The organism is Bythopirellula goksoeyrii (genome assembly GCF_008065115.1).
Classification (GTDB): Bacteria; Planctomycetota; Planctomycetia; order Pirellulales; family Lacipirellulaceae; genus Bythopirellula; species Bythopirellula goksoeyrii.
On the sequence record NZ_CP042913.1, the window covers coordinates 3,489,730 to 3,506,193 of the forward strand.

The following is a 16,464-nucleotide window of genomic DNA, read 5'->3' on the forward strand; positions in this document are numbered from 1 at the left end:
GCCACGAGAATTTCAATGTCGCAGTTTCGCATCATTCTTGCCAGTAGTTCTCCCCAACGCAAAGCACTTCTTTCCGGTGCGGGGTACGAGTTTGAGGTTATGCCACCCGATGAATCGGTTGAAAGCGGCATCTGCAGCAACTGTGGCCCAGCGGAGTTGGTGCTTGATCTCTCCGCCAGAAAGGCGGCCCACATCGCCAGTCGGCTACTTGCCAACTTGGCTCAACCGACCTTGATTGTCGCCTGCGATACCGTGGCAGAATGCCGGGGCACAATTCTCGGCAAGCCCCATGATGAAGAGCACGCGCGTGCGATTCTTGAACAACTGCGTGGAACTCGACACCGGGTTTATAGTGGACTGTGTTTATGGTTGCTCAGTCCCGACTCCAAGACTGCCCCGCGAACTAGAATCGCAATTACGGAACTTGAAATGCAAAACCTCAGTGATGCAGAGATCGACGAATACTTGGCGACAGGACTTTGGCAGGGCAAGGCGGGAGCCTTCGGCATTCAGGATCATCCCAACTGGTTGAGTATTGTTCAGGGGAGCGAATCGAATGTAATCGGACTGCCGATGGAATTGCTCGCGGAGATGATGGGAGATTCGTGACGCGGCCAAACTGTTTAATCCGCAGGGGAGCGCTCAGATTTCTCGATTGAGTTCAACCGACTGAACTCGCTATACTGCTATGCTCCGACAAAGACTCACTTTTAATCAGGGCGGTCATGAAATTACGTTTAGGCATCATTGGGGTAGGAGCCGCCTGGGAGTCGCGGCACTTACCTGCCTTGCGAGCGCTTTCTGATCGCTTTGAAGTGTGTGCCGTCTGTGATCCGGTACAGCATCGCGCGGTTCAAACAGCCAAGGCCTTCGGGGCATCGGTCTACGATGGCTTTCGAGCATTGATGGACCGTGAGGATATTGATGCGGTTCTTCTGCTATCTGCCCATTTCTATGGTGCCACGCCTATCTTTGCTGCCTGCGAGTATGGCAAAGCGATGTATTGTGCCGCGGCCCTTGAATTGCAAGACGACCAGGCGGCTATCTTACGAGAGCGAGTTCAGGAAGCAGGCATTGCATTCATGGCGGAGTTCGCCTGCCGTCTCTCGCCAGCCACCCTGCGGCTCAAAGAATTGCTAGCCACTCGATTGGGTGCACCCCAACTTTTGTTTTGTAATCGCCGCCGTAGCTCTCCAGCGAAGAATGGCAATGGTGATCATTGTGCCCGTGATTTGGTCGAGTTGGTCGATTGGTGCCGTTATGTCGTGGATGCCGATCCCACGTCGCTATTGGCGACCTCGCATCTTTCACCAACAACGGCGTTCAACGACTACTTTGCCGTGAGCCTGGATTTCTCGCCCAACGGTGAGGTAGGCGCTGGACCGGTTGCGATTATCGGTTGTGGCAATTATGTTGCCGAGGCATTTGAAGAATCACTCTCTTATCGACGCCCTGCCGACTTGAAGGTCGTGTGTGAACGCGGAATTGCCTTCATTGATTTACCAAGTACGGTCGCATGGTTTGATGGGGCAGGACAGCACCTTGAAAAACTTGAGCACGACCGCAACGTGGGTGAACAACTTCTCTTGCATTTTCATCGAGCTGTGCAGAGCCTCGTGCTCAAAACCTCCAGTCTGCAAGATGCTCATCGTGCCATTACGATCACGAATCAGGCGAAGACAAGCTGCCGTACTGGACAGCGCATTTTTTGCAAATTGAACGACTAATTCTGCAACATCCCTGGCAGTACTCGCTGTTCACTGGGTCGTTTGACACCCCCCCGCAAAGCACCTTATATTGCTCCTACATTCGAGCCGATTCGGCTTTCCATTTCGTCACCTACCCAGTCAGAAAAATGTCGATTACCGCCAACGATCTTTCGCAATTGTCGATCAATACGATTCGCACCCTATCTATGGATGGCGTTGAAGCCGCCGGTTGTGGACATCCGGGGACTCCAATGGCCCTGGCACCTGTGACGTATCAACTTTGGTCTGAGGTTCTCAACTACGACCCTGCCTCACCACTGTGGCCAAATCGCGATCGATATGTTCTCTCCTGCGGTCACGCCTCGATGCTGATCTACTCAATGCTGCATCTGTCGGGAGTTCGCAAAATCACCGCCGAAGGCAAGCTTACCGACGAGCCTTCAGTTTCACTGGATGATCTTCGCAACTTTCGCCAATTAGGTAGCGCTACTCCCGGGCATCCCGAGTTCGGCCATACGACTGGCGTGGAAACGACAACCGGCCCGTTAGGTCAAGGCTGCGGCAACAGCGTCGGAATGGCAATCGCCGGCAAGTGGTTGGCGGCTCGCTACAATCGCCCCGATTTCCAGTTGTTCAACTACAACGTGTACGCCCAGTGCAGCGACGGTGACCTCATGGAAGGTGTCGCCTGCGAGGCGGCTTCCCTGGCTGGTCATCTCAAACTCGATAACTTGTGTTGGATCTACGACGACAACTCGATCACGATCGAAGGACGCACCAAACTGGCATTTAGCGAAGATGTGGCAACTCGATTCGAGGGACTGGGCTGGAATGTGGTCCGCGTGGCTGACCCCAATGACCTTGGCGCATTAAGCGTTGCCTATGATGCGTTTGAGAATTGCAGCGATGCTCCCACGCTCATTATCGTGACCACCGTGATTGGTTATGGCTCACCTAACAAGGCCGACACGTCGAAAGCCCACGGTGAAGCACTGGGGGCGGAAGAAGTAAAGCTTACCAAAGAAGCCTATGGCTGGCCTGCTGACGCGCAGTTTTTGGTTCCCCCTGAAGTTACCGAGCATTTCCAAAACACGCTGGGACAGCGGGGTAGCGAAGCTCGCGAGGATTGGGAAGATCTCTTTGCCAAATATCAGAAGGCCCATCCGGAAGATGCGAAAGATTTGCTCCAGATGCAGCGACGGGAGCTTCCCACGGGCTGGGACACTGAGATCATCGAATTCCCCGCGGATGCCAAAGGGGTCGCCACTCGCAATTCCGGTGGCAAGGCGCTCAATGCTTTCGCTAAGAAAATCCCTTGGCTCTTAGGTGGCTCGGCAGACTTGGCTCCTTCAACCAAAACGCTTTTGGAATTTGACGACACCGGTAATTTTTCTGCCGACGACTATGCAGGCCGCAATTTCCACTTCGGTATCCGCGAACACGCAATGGCAGCCGCAGTGAATGGCATGGCGCTTTCAGGACTGCGCCCTTATGGAGCCACGTTCTTTGTCTTTAGCGACTATCTGCGGCCCTCGATGCGGCTCAGTGCCATCATGGGCATTCCATCGGTATTGGTCTTCACTCACGACTCGATCGGTGTCGGTGAAGATGGTCCCACACACCAACCCGTGGAGCAATTGGCCGCTGCCCGTGCGATTCCGGGCTTGGTCGTGATCCGCCCTGGCGATGCCAATGAATCGGTCTACGCCTGGAAAGCTGCCTTGGAAAACAGTCATCGACCCACAGCGATCATTCTTACCCGCCAGAATCTGCCCACGCTGGACCGCACCAAATATGCCTCTGCTGAGGGGACTCTTAAGGGTGGCTATGTCTTATCCGACGCAGAGGGAGGCAAGCCCGATGCCATTCTGCTGGCCACTGGAAGTGAGTTATCGCTGGCCGTTGCTGCTCAAGAGGAACTCGCAAAATCTGGAGTGAAGGCACGAGTGGTAAGCTTGCCTTCCTTCGAACTGTTTGACGAGCAACCTCAAGCCTATCAGGACGAGGTACTTCCACCTGAGATCACTGCACGGGTAGCTATCGAAGCGGGCGTCCGCCAGGGATGGGATCGCTATCTTGCCGGTCGAGGTGCCTTCGTCGGTATGGATGGATTTGGAATGTCGGCGCCGTTCGAGCAGATCTACGAGGCAGTCGGAATTACCTCAGCTAAGGTAGTGGAAGAGGCCAAACGACTCGTAGGCAAATAAATGGAGGCCGGAAACCAGCCGTGCGCACTTCCGGCACCCGGTCATCCCCGCGCAGGCGGGGACCCAGGCGTCGCGTTTAAACTCTAGGATCCCAACTGCGCGGGAATAACAAATACCGCCTATCGCCGGCTCCCAGGACTTCCCGTGGCAAACGTGATCTCGATTTCCGGCTTCTCCGACCCTTTCAGCAGCTTGTCCCACCTTCTGGGGGCAGGGGTGTTTGCGGTTCTATCCGTTTTTTTGGTGCGGCGTGGTCGAGGGGATGCCTGGAGGGTGTTTAGTCTCGTACTTTTCTGCCTGGGGGCCGTTGCTCTACTTACCATTAGTGGCGTGAATCATTTGATCGCACGGCAAGGCACCACGCACCTGATCATGCAGCGGCTCGATCATGCCGCAATCTTCGTCCTCATTGCCTGCTCGTTTACCCCAATTCACATGATACTTTTCCATGGTTGGGGACGCTGGGGGGCATTGGCAATCATCTGGGCCATTGCCTTTCTGGGTATCACTCTAAAATCGATTTTTTTCGTCTCGATTTCAGAAAGCGTCGGCACAGCAATGTACATCGGCATGGGTTGGATCGGACTCTTTTCATGGTTCTCCATCGTACGGCGCTATGGCTTCGATTTCGCTCAACCGATCATGTGGGGAGGACTCGCGTATACCATCGGTGCCATTCTCGACATCCTACAATGGCCCGTGGTGATCAGCGGGGTTATTCAATGGCACGAGGTCTTCCACGTCGCAGTCTTGCTAGGCCTCGCCTGCCACTGGTCCTTCATCTACCAAATCGCCAACTGGCCCATCGACACCCCGCATAGAAACGCGCCCCGTTCCGTTTAGTCGAGGCCCACAGGGAAGCGAACCCCGTTAACCGCGCTGCGGAGCCCCAGCGCAGCAAAGCGAGTATCCGCAACACTCGAAGAAAACAAGCTCCCCTCCCCACAAAAAACCAATATTAGACCCGGTCCGTATAAGGTTCCCTCCAGTAACTTGAAGTTCCACTGCGCTCAGCTACAATTGGTATCTGAATAACTTGTCCCTTTCCGGTGACTACTTCATCCTGAGATTTGTGTTTATTTTAGGTGTAATACGGCCTTCACTTTTGCTGTCGACCTTCATAGCAGTAAGTGCGAATCGTTAATTTCGAAGGGAGCGATTGTGAAAGACCTTCGTTTTGACTGGCTTGCTCTCTTTGCGCCTCTGTGTGCGCTGACAGTGTTCATCACACCGGTCGTAAGAGCCAATGACTTTGAATCTTGGCCTACGTACGGAGGCAATAATGCACACACCGGATACGTCCCTGTTGACCTAGACACGAGGGGATATCGCTTGGATTGGCACAGGGACTTTTTGCTACCGCAAACACAGCAACCTGGGTCGCCCGCCGTGATTGAAAATGGCCGGGTTTTTGTGACGACTAGAGACATCGGCCTGGAGGCAATTTCCCTTGATACAGGAACAACGCTCTGGAGAAATCAATTCGAATTCAACTATCGAGGTATCGGTTTCCCGTCCGTTTACGAAGGCACAGTGTACTTGAATCTCTTCGGACACTCCTCCACAAGTGGCAACACCCCTGACCCTGCACTCGCATCATTCGATGCTACTACCGGTCAAGAGCACTATCGGGTTGCTCACGAAGGGCAAAGCGGTTCGGGCGGACAGCCAGTCGTCTCCAATGGAGGAGTCTTCATGTCGGGGGGCTACTTTGGCGGCATCGACGGATACGATGCGAATACGGGAACACGCCTATGGTTCAAAGCACTCGGACTACACTACAACTGGGTGCCATCGGCAGATGAGAATCACGTTTACGTATACAACAACGGAAACTATGCCGGTCAAAGAGGCGAGTTACTGGTCATGAATCCTCATACTGGAAGCTATACCAGCATCCCTGATCCGCAGTCACCCACAATCTACGATTATCCGGAAACACCGGTGCTTGGTGCTAACAACCGTGCATACGTTAGTAGAGTCGGAGCATTTGTGGCCTTCGATTTAGAGAATTCTAGAATCGACTGGCAACGAGACCTTCGTATTTCGCAATTCGCAATCGACGAGGACCGGCTTTACAGTGTTGGAAATCAAGGTTTGATTGAGGTATCACTGATTGACGGCGCCGAACTCCGGTCCTGGAATGAGGAGGACCTTCTTCTATCTGGAACAAGTTTTGAAGGCTATCAACCGTTTCTTACAAACTCTCATGTGCTGATCATGACGGCCTCCGAAACACTTGCAATCAATCGCGTGTCATGGGATATCGATTGGCGTTTGCCCTATTCCGGTCGCGTTTCCTTCGCCGATAACAGGCTACTAATCAGCAACAGTTCTGAGGGTGTTGCTGCGTTCGTACCAATACCTGAGCCTAACACATTTTCTTTGCTATCATTTGCAGTTTTGGCAACGTTCATCTATGAAATTAGGCGATGGTCGCTTTGGCACTATTGACCTAATTGTCTTAATCAACAATTACAAACAGCTGTGATCGCTCTGATTCTATTACCGCTATGTCAACTTCTTATACAGGACAGGTCTAACATTGGCGATTTGGGCTGGCCTTGTTTCGCCGTCTTCGGCGGCGGACAGAATAGAAGGGTCTGACCAACTTGCGGTAAATCGTTCTATCCTGATTGTTCCTCTGTCGAGATTACCCCAGGTCGCTCCCTATTCAAGGCAAATGCCGGAACTGTGCACCGCTTGTTCCGGCCTACGGACTTCCCGAAGTGGCCAAAAAAAGTTGTGGACCTTCTCCCCGGCATCTTGATAATGGTACGTGCGATAAGTAATAGGAACGCACTATCGCCCGCAAAGTCTTGCGGGTTTGCTCGCGCCAGGTCCGCGCGCTGAACGAGTTTGGCGGTTTGGACGAGCAAATAGCGGCCAGGTCGCTGGGGTTCTGTTTTCAAAACCCCTCCGCACGGCAAGCAACGAGATTCGCGTAAGTCATGATCGGCTAACGAGTTGAAGCCCAACGAACTGGTAGAATGAGAGGGGGTTTTGTTTTGTAGAAAAAGATTTCGACAAAATGTGCAGGGACAAAACCCCTGCTTCGGTGCGCAGGATTGAGATAGAATCGTGAGTTTTACACTACCCTCGCGGCAACACGATGGCAGCAAGAGGTGACTGAATATCTTCTTGTCGACCGTTGCGGAGAAGTAATTGGGACGGGAAGGTCGTGCTCTCGACCCATTCCCACTCACAAACCACAAGTCTGGTTCTCGCCTCTCGATACTTGGCTTTCGACTTTCTCAGATGGCCCAAAAACCATAGTAGAAATATACCCTTCCATCGGTGACAATGAGTTCGCAAGAGAGGCATCTCGGTTTTGAGTCGCCTCAATTGAGTCAACCCGTAGAATCAGGAGAACTGCAAAGTCATATACGCTGATTCCCGAATGCCCAATTCGCAATGAACAATGACCAAAACATTAGAGTCTTCTGCCGAGATTGGTCATTGGAAATTGCACATTGGTCAATGTTCAACTCATACGACGAACTTTGCAGTTTTCCTGCACGTAGAATGCAGAATCTTGACAACCAGCGATTGCAACTTGCCCATCTTAAACTCTGCAGGATAATGAACCTTTGCTTCCTACCAAATAACATCGCCCCTTCGTGGAACAGTAAACTATGCTGAACTCTTGTAAAGTACGTCTTGCAAATCGAGCCGTTCTGGTCATCTCACTGGTATGCCTCTGGAATTGTCCGACATTGGCCATTGTCCAAGCAGCCGATGTCGTCTCTTACTTACCAAAACACACGCTCGGCTATGCCGTAGTAAAGAACATTGGTGAGGCAGATCAGAAGATCTCGAAGCTCGCTAGTTTGTTCAATCCGAATCTTCCCTCTCCGCTTGTGCTGGCCAAATCGATTACCGGTCTTTCGCAAGGTATCGATCTCGCGGGTGACGCAGCGTTCGCTTACCGCGGTAACCCTGCTGTCCCAGCCGATCCGATCCCTCTGGTTCTGTTGCCAATTATTGACTATGAAACTTTCGCTTCGGGAATTGGAGCAGACACTACTGGAGAAATCTGCCGAGTGCGATTGGCGGAAGTTGATTTGCTGTTTGCGCGCCAAGGGGAATTTGCACTTGTCATGAACGTTGAGCACCGCAATATGATGCGCCATGTTCTGGCCATGCAGCCGGAGGCTAATCTGGGTTCTTTCACAGATTGGGTTGCTAACAACGATATCTCGATTATTGTCTCGCGCTATGGATTGGCTCACATTGCCAGATTTGGCTTGTCCTTGGAAACGACAGCCGAAGAAGAAACCTTCGTAGAGGATGACTTTGATGAGATCGTGATCAACGAGAATCTCACTCAGCACGATAGCTGGCCACTCGTGGAGTTTGCGCGCAGAAACTTTCGCCGAGTAGGTATTGGGCTATCGCTTGACGATGCGAGCAATGCAAGACTCCGGTGGAAGGGTGAGTTGCTCTCTCCATTGCAGAACATTGAAGAATCGGACATCAGCCCGCAACAGAGACTAGTGGGATATCGTGCTAGAGCGTATGCCATGGCTGGCGGTGGTGAACTACCTGCCCGGGCAGGTGAGATGCTAGCCGAGTTCATGACTAGCCTTTCCGTTCATGATGCTCAACAGCAAGGTCGAGCCGAATTTACTCGGGAAGATTGGGCTGACGAACGAAAGAGTTGGGATCTAGCTCTGGCCGACATACGGGAAGTATCGCTGCTGATGGTCCCTCCTGCGGAAGGGGAACCGCTGCTTTCGACTTTCTTTGCTCGACTTACCGTTGAAGATTCGGCAGAGTATCTAGCTTCGCTTAAACAGTCCTATGAGTTGGCTAATGATTTGACGGAGCGATCAACGAGCGAAATAAAGATGCTCTATGATCTTGATCCCGCAGCAATCGGCGACGTGGAGGGGCTATCGATCAAATCGGATCTAGATAAGGCAACGGGAGATCAGAATGTTGAGATTTGGCAGGCAATGCTAACCGCCTGTCTGGGCTCCGAACACACATTGGCGATTCACTGTTCTCCAGTCGACAAAGAGCATGTCTTTATTGGGCTGCAATCGAAAGATAAACTTCTAGAATTCATCGAAGGGTTCACTGAGGGTAAGACGGGACTCGCAACTGAAGCGACAGTACAAAAAACGCTTGACCTTATCGCCCCCGAGGTCCCCTATGTTCAACTCGTGAATCCGCAAGGATTGGTTGATGTGACGAGTTCATGGATGAAAACACTGTTAGTCCTCGGCATGACGCCACAATTGCCTCTTTATCCCTCGGCACCACCCATTGCACTTACACTTGCGAGTGATCAACTCGGCTGGCAGGGAGAGGTTGTTTTTCCCGAAGAATCTGTCAAGGGATTAGCGGGCTTTGTAGCCGAACTCAAGAAGATTTTCGGTCAGTGAGCCAACTCAAGTCGGGCGCCGCGAATCCAGACTGATTGCGGGCTTGCGTCAGAATGCAAGAGTACCTCGTAGGGGTCGACATCAGCGGGGCAGGGAACAGCGATCATGTCGAGCCATTTACCCGGTGTGAGTGAACCTGTGTCTGCGGAAAGCCCTAGTGCTTCAGCGCCACTGAGAGTGCCGAGTTGAAGGATCGTTGCAGCGGGTATCGTCGGATATTGTTCGGCAATCCAGCGTAACTCGCTGAGCAGACTGAGATCAGGATTCGACGCCCGGCTGTCAGTCCCTACAGCGACCCGCACGCCGGTGGCCAACATCCGCTCAAGCGGATAAGGTTCATGGTCGAAATATGCATGGGTTCGCGGGCAATAGACTAGAGACATATGCCGGCACTGTTGAGCGAGGAATCCAATTTCTCCGTCGGTTAGATAGTTTCCATGTATCACCAAGGCTCGGGGGGCCTCGGCTAGGATCCGCAGATAATCCATTGGCTTACTACCGGGGGCGATCGCATCGGGATCCCACATGCTGCGATCCGCCAACAACTGTTGAAATGGCCCGCTGCCCGAAGAGAGAAGTTCCAACTCTTCGCGGGATTCAGCCAGGTGCATTGCCACTGGCAACTCGAGTTCACAAGCTGTTTCTACCAGTTGCCTGAGCAACTCGGGATGAACTGTATAAGGAGCATGCGGACTAAGCCCGACGCGGCAGAGAGTCTCGCAGGCCAAACTACGTTGTAGACGTTGTCGAATGTCGTGAAGAATAGAATGAGTTCGTCCGGCGGAGAAACCGATCACTTCCTCGAATGCCAACAGGTTTGAGCCTCGATACTCACCGAATGCTGTAGGGCTTGAGGTCGCAATCTCGCCGAGTGTGGTTACACCAACATTGAGAGATTCTGTGAGTCCAACCTGAATTGCCCTCGCGGTATCACGATCACCACGCTTGCGAGTGCCGATCACTTGGCGAATCCAATCGGAGAGCAACATAGCTGGTTTTCCCAGCGGTCTGGTACAGTCACTAAATTCCAAATGAATATGAGCGTTTACCAATCCCGGCAGCAAGATGACATCGCCGAGGTCTTCCGTTGGTCGTGTACTTACACTGGTTTGCTCAACAGTAATGATCTTGCCATCACAGACAGAAACCACTCCGTCGCGGAGAGGAGGGCCATCAACAGGCAAGACCCAACGAGATCGCAATGAATACGTGGACATGGTTTCTGGGCTCAAGATCACAGGGAGAGATGCGATCCCATTGTGCCGCCAACCAGCGCAAACCTCAAGCACCGACGAATTGTTTGTCGAGCCGTTCTTGGAACTGCTCTTCGTCAGTCCGGTGATATGGAATGCGATGGAGCCACCAGAGGATTGCAGCCGCGCCAAACAGACAAGCTAGCAACACCCAGTTCTGGAATAACCCTTGCCCGTCAGAACGCAGGATGAGATCGAGTACAGGATGAGTCTCTTTCCCCGGTTCGAGCATCTCAGCCAGCCTTGAAGTTAGAACAGTTAGGCTATTGTAGATCGCGTGAAACACAATGCAGGGCACGAGACTTCCCGTCTGAACAGCCAACAGGCCAATGACCAACCCAACTGCGGCGGCAGAAACTTTTTGCTGCAAGATGAAGTGTGCCATGCCAAAAGCAACTGCTGAAATGCTGATAGCCCACCACTTGTGTCCCAGATGCCGTAGACCGGAAAGTATGAATCCGCGGAAGGCAATTTCTTCGCAGACAGCCGGCAGGAGTCCCATCAGCAACAGCGGGAGCCACCAATTGGGAGCATTTTGCAGGGTCCCGCTGAGACCCGCAATTTGCTCTTTCACTTCGTTGCTGAAGGGATACAGTCTCTCAACCCATTGCGCAAACTGCTGGCCAAGCGGAAACATCAACACGGCTAAGACCGTCGCTGCCAGAACGTGCGAGAAACGTGGCCAATGATCCAGAAGCAACGTGCGAGCAGGATGGCGTGTAAACAGCAGCGTCATAAGTGCCACGGGGAGGGCAATGCAGACAACCTGACTAATAAACAACAGCTCAGCCAGGGATTGAAAGCTGTTCCCCGCGCCCTCTCGGGCAGACAAGGATAGGTTGACGAAAAACTGTACGATTGAAACGACAGCGATACATAAGATGCCTTGTGCCAATGTAGGCGTATCTGCGCGATCTCGAAACAGATGGGTAATCCACCGCCCCAAATCCAGCCGCTCGCTTTCACGGAACAACACCGACTCGCGATTAAACTGGTCTTCAGCCCAACGGATTGCCAAGAGACAACAACCTAACGTAACACCGACTACAGGGAGTAAGTACGGAACCGTCTGCCAATACTGGCCTTCAATTACGGAGCGGAGTAGCAAGACGACACCTGTTACAGGTATGAGACTGTTGCCCAAAGTCAATTCCACTCCTGGGGAAAGGGGCAACATCATCAGCGGCATGATCACCAAGAGTAGCGGCATTAGATAGTACTGCCCCTCTTTCGTGCTGCGGGCAAATGCTGCACAAGCCAGGCACATGGCACTGAAGAAAGCAGCGATGGGTAACAATGCCACGACAAGCCAGACCAAGGCATTCAGGGGAGGCAAAGTCAGAGCACTAGCACCTGGCAGTGAAATAATCTCGCGGAACTGTGCCATGACAAATTTGGCGGTAACACCAAGGCTCGCAAGATTCAACAGGGCGGTTATAACACTGAAAGTCATAATCGTCAGCAGCTTTCCCCACACGATCTCTCGCCGCTCGGCAGGGCTTACAAGTAAGGTCTCCAGAGTGCCTCGCTCTTTCTCTCCTGCACATAAGTCAATCGCCGGATAGAAAGCACCAGTGAGTGCCCAAATAAAGAGCACAAACGGCAGTACTTTTGACCAGACAGCAGCATGACGTTGCTGCTCTTCGGATACGTCATTTTGCTTGATAGCAAATGGATTTGTAGCACTGATCGGAACATTTCCTTCACGCAAATTGGAACGAGTTACTTCGGCGCGCCAATTTCGCAGCACATCGTCGACGCGCAACTGGGCGATTCGCGACTTTTCATTTGCCGAGATGAATATGATTTCTGGCTGCAGAAGGTCGTCGGTAAATTGCACCTGCTTTGCATCGTCCCGGTTTAGGAGAGATTCTCTCACCGCTACCAGTTGTTCTTCAAAACCGTTTGGGAACCGTAGTACTACTTGCACGTCCCCTTGGGCAATGGCTTTGCGGGCCGTCTGATCTAATTCCTCGCCTTTCGGGACTTTGCCAGGCCACAACGTATCAGCTTGTACAATCTGCAAGGCGTTTTGTTCCGTGGGGGAACCGAACCAGTTCGGAGCGAAGTGATCCCCCTCGAACAACGCAGGGAGCCATTCGCTGCCAGAAAGTTGCTCTTCACCCAGTATCAGCACCTTGGATGCATTATTGCGCATGAACTGCGAAAGCTGGAAGAAACTCATGCCCAATAAGGGATAGAGCAGCAGCGGCAACACTGCGATCAAAAACAGCGTGCGTCGATCTCGCAACTGATCCCGCATTTCGCGGGCATAGACCAATTTGACGTTATGCAGATTCATGTACTGTAACTTTATGTCAGCTCAACGCAGGTTCGATATGGTGATCTTGAATCAAAGAAAAGAAGACATCTTCCAAATCGGCACCTTGATGTTCAGTAAGCAAATCCGGCACGCTTCCTTCGGCAAGAATCTTGCCACGATGCATGATGGCCACTCGGTCACAAAGCCGTTCCGCTTCACGCATGATGTGTGTCGAGAATACGATGCATTTCCCCTGTTCGCGGAGTTCCGCAACTGTATCTAGCAGGGCACGAGCCACGAATACATCGAGGCCACTAGTGGCCTCGTCGAAGATCAGAACGGGCGGATCATGCACGATCGCACGGGCAATGGACACTTTTTGCTTCATACCAGTGGACATCTTCGCTCCCAAGAGGTCGCGAATTCCTTGCATTTGTAGCCGCTCAAATAGGTTTTCCATTCGGCTATGCAAGTGATCTTCTTCCATGCCGTAGAGTCGCCCGAAATACTCCACCATCTCCCATGCCGTCATCCGGTCGTACACTGCAGTATTGGCAGACATGAAGCCGATATGATGCCGAACCAGGGAGGGTTGGGTAACGCAATCGAAACCATTGACGCTTGCCGTACCTCGTGTGGGTTGGAGAACGGTACTCAGAATTCGCAGGGCGGTGGTCTTGCCTGCACCGTTGGGCCCCAGAAGCCCAAATACTTCACCAGTCGAGGCCTTGAAGCTGAGGTCGTCTAAGGCAATGAATTCCCCACGGCGCAAGTCGGAATATACTTTTGTCAGTGAGCGGGCTTCGACAACTACGCTCTCTGATGACATTTTGGGGATCCGGGTGCAGGTAGTTGAATTCAGGCAAGAACACGTATGCAGGCTGTCCGAAAGACCGCGAAACTGGGCCTCCATTAAAGATAGCAGCAAGCCGTTGTTTTGCGTAGTAAGTTCTTTGCCAGACTCAATTTACGATGGGCAAAATGTGCGGGTTTTGGCGACTATGCGGAACAAGCGTAGTGACTTCGTCGTCGATGGGTTCGTAGAAGACATTTCGCTGTCGAGGCACGTAACCTAGGTCACTGATGGCTGTGCGGATCTGCTCCAGGCTCAGGTGGTGAACTGTCCCCGCCTCTGCCACCACGTTTTCCTCAATCATCAAGCTCCCCATATCGTTTGCTCCATAGAGTAGAGCCATTTGTCCAATTTTCAATCCCTGAGTTACCCAGCTCGATTGCAGGTTTGCAAAATTGTCCAGATAGAGCCTGGCAACGGCATTGGTCTTCAAATACTCAAAGGAACCAGCCGGCGGGATGTCCGACATGTCCGTATGATCTGGCTGGAAAGTCCAACAGATGAATGCCGTAAAGCCACCGGTTTCGTCTTGCAGTTGTCGCAAGCGTTCAAGATGTTCAATCCGTTCGGCCAAGGTTTCAACGTGGCCAAACATCATGGTGGCCGTGCTGCGACCGCCAAGCTCATGCCAGACGCGATTCACATTTAACCAATCGTCCGTGAGGACCTTGCCACGAGTGATCTCATGACGAACGCGATCAACGAGTATCTCAGCCCCTCCACCAGGTAGACTACCCAATCCAGCCGCCTTTAGGCGAGTGAGCACTTCTCGCAAGGGAAGCTTAGCTATCTTGGTGAAGTGATGGATCTCTGGGGGACTGAATCCATGAACATTGACCTGAGAAAATTGCTCTTTGATATCGTGTAACAATTGCTCGTACCATTCGAGTTGGAAATCGGGATGCAGTCCTCCTTGCAGCAGTATCTGATCACCCCCGAGTTCCACCGTTTCCTGAATCTTGGACAGCAATTCTTCGCGCTCAAGCACATAGCCTTCAGCAGATTTTGGCGAGCGATAGAAGGCGCAAAAATCGCAGACCGCTGTGCAAACGTTTGTGTAGTTGATGTTTCGATCGATGTTATACGTGCGATAGTTCTCAGGATGCAGGCGGCGGGTGACTTCGTCGGCGGCACGCCCGATCGCTGCCAGATCCCTCGATTGAAGTAAGCGCAAACCCTCAATCGGCTCCAATCGCTCACCAGCGACCGCTTTGTCGAGTAGATACTGTGTTGATGCTTCTGCAATCATGTTGTTAGACCTACTGAAGTTGAATCCAAGGCTCCAGGCGCGAGATTGTATTCTGTTGCCCGTTGAAAGAACAAATCCAGGCCCTGCTTTTCGCGTTTACCCATCTTAAAGTGTAAGTTCTTCGAAAGGTATTCCAGAACCAGTTCCTCTGGCAATTTCATTGCAACCGATTGCTCTTGTGCGATCTCAGGATAGTTGCGAGACCCTTCGTCTCGAGCCTCTTCGAAAGCCATAGCCGCACCTGATATGTCAACGCCGGGGCCCGCGACCCACATTGCAAATACAAAAGGTAATTCCGTCGAACGACACCAGTGGTCTCCAAGATCCCACACTTCAACAAATTCGGTCATGTCGCAGCGTATCGCTCGGTCGCCAATTATTAGGACGGCATCGGCGTGGACATCCTGAGGTTGCGCTCCCAGCGGCAAGGTGAGCAATTGAGGCGTGGTGACTTGATGCTCGCGTAGAAGGATTTGTGCCAGCAGACAACTTGTTCTCGACCCTTCGTCCATTGCCAAAGTTTGAACCTCAGCGGGAGGAACACGAAAGAGAAGCTTGACACTCAGCACAGGCCCGCGACAAGCGATGCAAGCATCCGACACAATCGACCACTCGGGATGAACCAGCAACTCTGCTGAAGGAACGAGCGCGATGTCCAAATCGCCTGATGCCAGGGCATCGGAAAGCCGACTTGGGTAGTCGAAGAAGAGTTGCGACTCAGGCAACCTCTCAGCGAGATGATAAACAAGCGGTTTAGTGTTCAGGTAGGAAACTGCCCCGATTCGCAAACAATTCTTATTCGGCGATGGGGATGTTGACATGTGCGGAATGGTCTGAAACAGCGTGATCGAATCATGATTATAGAGGGCCTTTGAAGGGCCGACTAGGCTTCCTGACACGGGTTGGTGTAAGTCGTTCATTAGTAGAACCGATGTGGATATATTTCGTTAACTTGGGCGTTTGCTTAGCTATTGGCCGTTGGCTGTTAGTCAATTGTCAGTGGTTCGCGCTTGGTCATTGGGCATTGGAAATTGGTCATCCCTTCGTTACACGGACTGTGTAAACTGGATGATTCTTTCTCACTCCTGCGCATTGAAGGGGAATGGTGTTGTAGTGCTTGGTTTCTGGAAAACGTGATTTCAAAAAATAAATATTACTTTCTGCTCGTAACGAATTGTCACAACTTGATTTCGGGTAGAGACTTATGAAAACGCCTCATTCTAGGTTTTGTGGAGTTTTTGAATAAATACTCCTTAAAACCAGTCGCCCTTAACTCGCCCAAAGTGCCAAATTCAAGCAGCGCGCAAACCTAGCGGAAGCAAACCCGTGAGACTCTGCGGGCGCTGGTGCGTTTTCGGGACTTATGGCTTGCTCCATTATCTAGATGCTGGGAAGGAAATCTACAACGATTTTTGTGCCATCTATGGAAAGACGTCAGGCCCTGGTTGTTAGACTCTTGTCAGAGGCGGAGAGTTTGTAGGCGGGAATAAGCCGTGCTCATTTTCAGGGTTTGTCTCCAGTACCTTACAGTATTGGCGAG

Annotated in this window: 11 protein-coding genes; 6 read left to right on the top strand and 5 right to left on the bottom strand. The window is 52.1% G+C overall.

Features of this window, described 5'->3' with window-relative positions; all coding sequences use genetic code 11:
• Window positions 1-15: 15 nt before the first annotated feature.
• From Pr1d_RS13910 to Pr1d_RS13935, 6 genes are all read left to right on the top strand, one after another.
• The gene (locus Pr1d_RS13910; protein WP_148074097.1) at window positions 16-609 is read left to right on the top strand and encodes a Maf family protein; all 594 of its coding nucleotides are present in this window, start codon (window positions 16-18) and stop codon (window positions 607-609) included.
• A gap of 116 nt (window positions 610-725) precedes the next feature.
• The gene (locus tag Pr1d_RS13915) at window positions 726-1,727 is read left to right on the top strand and encodes a Gfo/Idh/MocA family protein (RefSeq protein WP_148074098.1); all 1,002 of its coding nucleotides are present in this window, start codon (window positions 726-728) and stop codon (window positions 1,725-1,727) included.
• A gap of 128 nt (window positions 1,728-1,855) precedes the next feature.
• Window positions 1,856-3,916, top strand: a complete 2,061-nt coding sequence (gene tkt / locus Pr1d_RS13920; RefSeq protein ID WP_148074099.1) for a transketolase — start codon at window positions 1,856-1,858, stop codon at window positions 3,914-3,916.
• A 144-nt stretch (window positions 3,917-4,060) separates the two neighbouring features.
• Window positions 4,061-4,759, top strand: a complete 699-nt coding sequence (gene trhA / locus Pr1d_RS13925) for a PAQR family membrane homeostasis protein TrhA (RefSeq protein WP_168205225.1) — start codon at window positions 4,061-4,063, stop codon at window positions 4,757-4,759.
• Between the two features lie 318 nt (window positions 4,760-5,077).
• Window positions 5,078-6,370 (top strand): outer membrane protein assembly factor BamB family protein, encoded by a 1,293-nt coding sequence (locus tag Pr1d_RS13930; protein WP_168205226.1) that lies wholly within the window; start codon window positions 5,078-5,080, stop codon window positions 6,368-6,370.
• Window positions 6,371-7,551: 1,181 nt separating this feature from the next.
• Window positions 7,552-9,306: a hypothetical protein gene (locus Pr1d_RS13935; RefSeq protein ID WP_148074102.1), complete on the top strand. Its 1,755-nt coding sequence runs from the start codon at window positions 7,552-7,554 to the stop codon at window positions 9,304-9,306.
• Here the strand turns inward: Pr1d_RS13935 and Pr1d_RS13940 are convergent.
• The 5 genes from Pr1d_RS13940 to Pr1d_RS13960 form a co-directional block, all read right to left on the bottom strand.
• Window positions 9,300-10,523: an amidohydrolase family protein gene (locus tag Pr1d_RS13940; protein WP_148074103.1), complete on the bottom strand. Its 1,224-nt coding sequence runs from the start codon at window positions 10,521-10,523 to the stop codon at window positions 9,300-9,302. The genes Pr1d_RS13935 and Pr1d_RS13940 overlap by 7 nt on opposite strands.
• Before the next feature lie 64 nt (window positions 10,524-10,587).
• Window positions 10,588-12,861 (bottom strand): ABC transporter permease subunit/CPBP intramembrane protease, encoded by a 2,274-nt coding sequence (locus tag Pr1d_RS13945; RefSeq protein WP_148074104.1) that lies wholly within the window; start codon window positions 12,859-12,861, stop codon window positions 10,588-10,590.
• 16 nt (window positions 12,862-12,877) lie between these two features.
• Entirely contained in the window at window positions 12,878-13,651 is a 774-nt protein-coding gene (locus Pr1d_RS13950) for an ATP-binding cassette domain-containing protein (RefSeq protein WP_148074105.1), read from the bottom strand.
• 133 nt (window positions 13,652-13,784) lie between these two features.
• A complete protein-coding gene (gene mqnC / locus Pr1d_RS13955) occupies window positions 13,785-14,924 on the bottom strand; it encodes a cyclic dehypoxanthinyl futalosine synthase (protein ID WP_148074106.1) in 1,140 nt (379 codons plus the stop codon).
• Window positions 14,921-15,844: a menaquinone biosynthetic enzyme MqnA/MqnD family protein gene (locus Pr1d_RS13960; RefSeq protein ID WP_238476498.1), complete on the bottom strand. Its 924-nt coding sequence runs from the start codon at window positions 15,842-15,844 to the stop codon at window positions 14,921-14,923. The genes mqnC and Pr1d_RS13960 overlap by 4 nt, the downstream gene beginning before the upstream one ends.
• Window positions 15,845-16,464 lie beyond the last annotated feature (620 nt).

Bases quoted from the DNA above. Each gene is read 5' to 3' on its own strand.
- Pr1d_RS13910 (WP_148074097.1), top strand. From the start codon at position 16: ATGTCGCAGTTTCGCATCATTCTTGCCAGTAGTTCTCCCCAACGCAAA.
- Pr1d_RS13915 (WP_148074098.1), top strand. From the start codon at position 726: ATGAAATTACGTTTAGGCATCATTGGGGTAGGAGCCGCCTGGGAGTCG.
- tkt (WP_148074099.1), top strand. From the start codon at position 1,856: ATGTCGATTACCGCCAACGATCTTTCGCAATTGTCGATCAATACGATT.
- Pr1d_RS13935 (WP_148074102.1), top strand. From the start codon at position 7,552: ATGCTGAACTCTTGTAAAGTACGTCTTGCAAATCGAGCCGTTCTGGTC.
- Pr1d_RS13940 (WP_148074103.1), bottom strand. From the start codon at position 10,523: ATGTCCACGTATTCATTGCGATCTCGTTGGGTCTTGCCTGTTGATGGC.
- Pr1d_RS13945 (WP_148074104.1), bottom strand. From the start codon at position 12,861: ATGAATCTGCATAACGTCAAATTGGTCTATGCCCGCGAAATGCGGGAT.
- Pr1d_RS13950 (WP_148074105.1), bottom strand. From the start codon at position 13,651: ATGTCATCAGAGAGCGTAGTTGTCGAAGCCCGCTCACTGACAAAAGTA.
- mqnC (WP_148074106.1), bottom strand. From the start codon at position 14,924: ATGATTGCAGAAGCATCAACACAGTATCTACTCGACAAAGCGGTCGCT.
- Pr1d_RS13960 (WP_238476498.1), bottom strand. From the start codon at position 15,844: ATGAACGACTTACACCAACCCGTGTCAGGAAGCCTAGTCGGCCCTTCA.